The organism is Marinobacter sp. G5_S1_61_S3 (genome assembly GCF_054968585.1).
Window position 1 is genome coordinate 1 of record NZ_JBQKUK010000033.1, and the last position, 2,773, is coordinate 2,773.

Annotated in this window: 1 protein-coding gene; it reads right to left on the reverse strand. The window is 62.8% G+C overall.

The window, feature by feature from the left end; genetic code table 11:
* The coding region (locus ACTRWH_RS20380) for a condensation domain-containing protein (RefSeq protein ID WP_462826787.1) at positions 1-2,773 on the reverse strand (2,773 nt) is incomplete at both ends.

The window sequence follows — 2,773 nt, forward strand, 5'->3', positions numbered from 1 at the left end:
GGGCAGATCCGACAGTCGCTGTTCGCCGCTCCGCGCCATGGCGTACAGGAGGTGTTCCAACTGGCCTGCAAGCGCTTCCGCGCGGGCCGGTGACACCTGATCGTTACGGTAATGCAGGTGCAGGACCAGCCCCTGCCCGGCCTCGACCGCCAGGCTCAGGGGGTAATGGGTCTGTTCGCTCACCTGAAGGTTGCTGGCTCGCACGCCGGAGGCATCGCTGCGCAGGGCATCGTCCACCGGGAAGTTCTCAAACACCAGCAGGGAATCAAACAGCTCTCGCCCCGATTGCCCGGCATACTGCTGAATCTGGTACAGCGGGGTATGCTCGTGCTCCCGCAACGCCAGGTTGTGAGCCTGTAGCTCTGCCAACCAGTCTCCCAGGCGCTGCTCTGGTGCCGGGGCCTCAACGACTGGCAGCGTGTTGATGAACAACCCGATCTGGCGATCCATACCGGACACCGCCGCCGGCCGACCAGACACCGTGGCGCCGAAGGCCACTTCGCGCTGACCGGTGTAACGCTGAAGGATCAGGGTCCAGGCGGCTTGAATGAGGGTATTGAGGGTCACCTGTTGTTGCCGGGCAAATCCCGCCAGGGAGTCGTAATCCGGATGCATCACAATATCGGCGAGTGAAGCCTCGTCCCGGTCCAGGCAACGGCTGTCGGCCAGCAGTGGGGCCAGACGCGTGGGCTCGGGAAGCTGGCACAGTTGGTCGCGCCAGAAAGTCTCGGCGCTTTCAAGATCCCGCCCAACCAGCCAATTGAAATAGTCATGGTAACGGGCCGGGGTCTCCAGGCGCCCGCCCAGAGTCTCCAGCATGACTTCGCTGAGCAGCGCCGCACTGCTCCAGCCGTCCAGGAGGATGTGGTGAAGCGTCAGGATCATCTGCCAGCGCCGCTCCCCCAGCCGGATCAGCACCATCCGCATCAGCGGCGGCCGGGCCAGGTCGAAAGCGGCCGATTTTTCCTGTTGGCAGAGAGCATCCAGAGTCATGGAAGCATCAGTGCGCCAATCCAGTTCGCGGATCGACAGCACGGCTTTGTGGTGAATCAGCTGCACCGGCAACTGGGAACCGGGCGCATGAATAAACCCGGCCCTCAGAACTGGGTGACGGGCAACCGCCGACTGCCAGGCCGCCTTGAAGGGCTCCACAGGCAGATCGTCCAGGGTCACGGACACCTGATTGACGTAGGTATCGGAGACACCCCCCAGCTCACTATGGAACAGCAACCCCTGTTGCATCGGCGTCAGTGGCAGCAGATCGTCGATGTCGCCCTGCCCGACCGGCAAGGCATCCAGCGCGGTCTGGTCTAGGGCCATCAGCGGGAAATCTGAGGGTGTTACGCCACCGGTTTCCCGGCACGTCGCGACTACGTTTTCGAGGGCGCGACGGAAATGCTTCATCAGCTCGTCAATTGCTTCACGCTGATAACGCGCCGCACTGTAACTGCAGGAAAACGACAGCACGCCGTCACGCACCTGACCGTCCAGCGACAGTTCAAACCCCAGAGGAGCATCCATAGCCCGCATGGCACCCGGCGATTCTTCCGCCAGTACCAGGCCATCCTGGCTGCCCTCGTCCACCTGCCCCAGGTAATTGAAAAGCACCGCGCCAGAGAGATCCGGCAGGCCGTGCTCGCCTTTCAGGTAGCGCAGCACACCGTACCCCAGGCCGCCCCGGGGCACCTGACGCAGGGCTTCTTTGGTGGCCTTCAGGTTCTCGACAAGGTTGCCACCACCGGACACACACACCGGGTACAGGCTGGTGAACCAGCCGACGGTCCGGCTCAGGTCCACCCCTTCCATCAACGGCTCACGACCGTGGCCCTCGAGGGCAATCGTTGACTGCGAACGACCACTCCAGTGAAACAGCGCTTCGCCCAAGGCGGTCAGCAGCAGGTCATTCACCTGTGTGCGCCAGGCCTTCGGAGCCTCGGTCAGCAACTCCCCGGTGACCTCGGCGGACAAGGCCATGGTCGACCGGGCCAGTTGATCCACGGTATTGGGCCCGCCCGCGTTCACGATCGGCAGCGGTGCCGGGGCGGGGATGGCCGACCAGTAGTCGATTTCCTCCACCAACACGGCGTCGTTCCAGGGTGTTGGCAGTTGCTCGGCCCAGGCCTGGAAAGGAGTGGCCTTCGCCCCCAGGTCAATGGTTTCTCCCCGAAGGATCTGCTGGTAGGCCTGCATCAGGTCGTCTAGCAGAATGCGCCAGGACACGCCGTCGATTCCCAGGTGATGCACCGCCAACAGCAACCTTTCGGAACCATCGTCCAGCCGTGCATGCAGTGCTCGCATCAGGGGCCCTTCCGACAGATCCAGGCTGGCCTGGGCCCGGTCGCATTCGTTCACCAACTGTTCAGGGGTTGTGGTCACCGACCACAGCAGATCCGCCGGTTTGTCTGGTATACCGTAGGCTTGCAGCCATTCATCGTTTTTCCGGGCAAAGCGCAGCCGCAAGGCGTCGTGGTGTCGGTAAATCGCGTTGAGTGCCTCGGCCAGAGCTTCGCTATTCAATGCCGTGGCGGGTTTGAGCAACAGTGCCTGGTTCCAATGCTCCGGCCGGGGCATGGCCTGATCAAAGAACCACTGCTGGATCGGTGTCAGCGGGAAGTCCCGTTCCATATCGACGACGTAGTTTTGTACCGTCGCATGGGTTGCTACCCGAGCCAGAGCAGCAATGGTCTGGTGCTCGAACATCTGCCGGGGCGTCAGCTCAAGACCGACGCGTTTCGCCTTGGCGATGATCCGTAAGCTCTGGATGGAGTCGCCC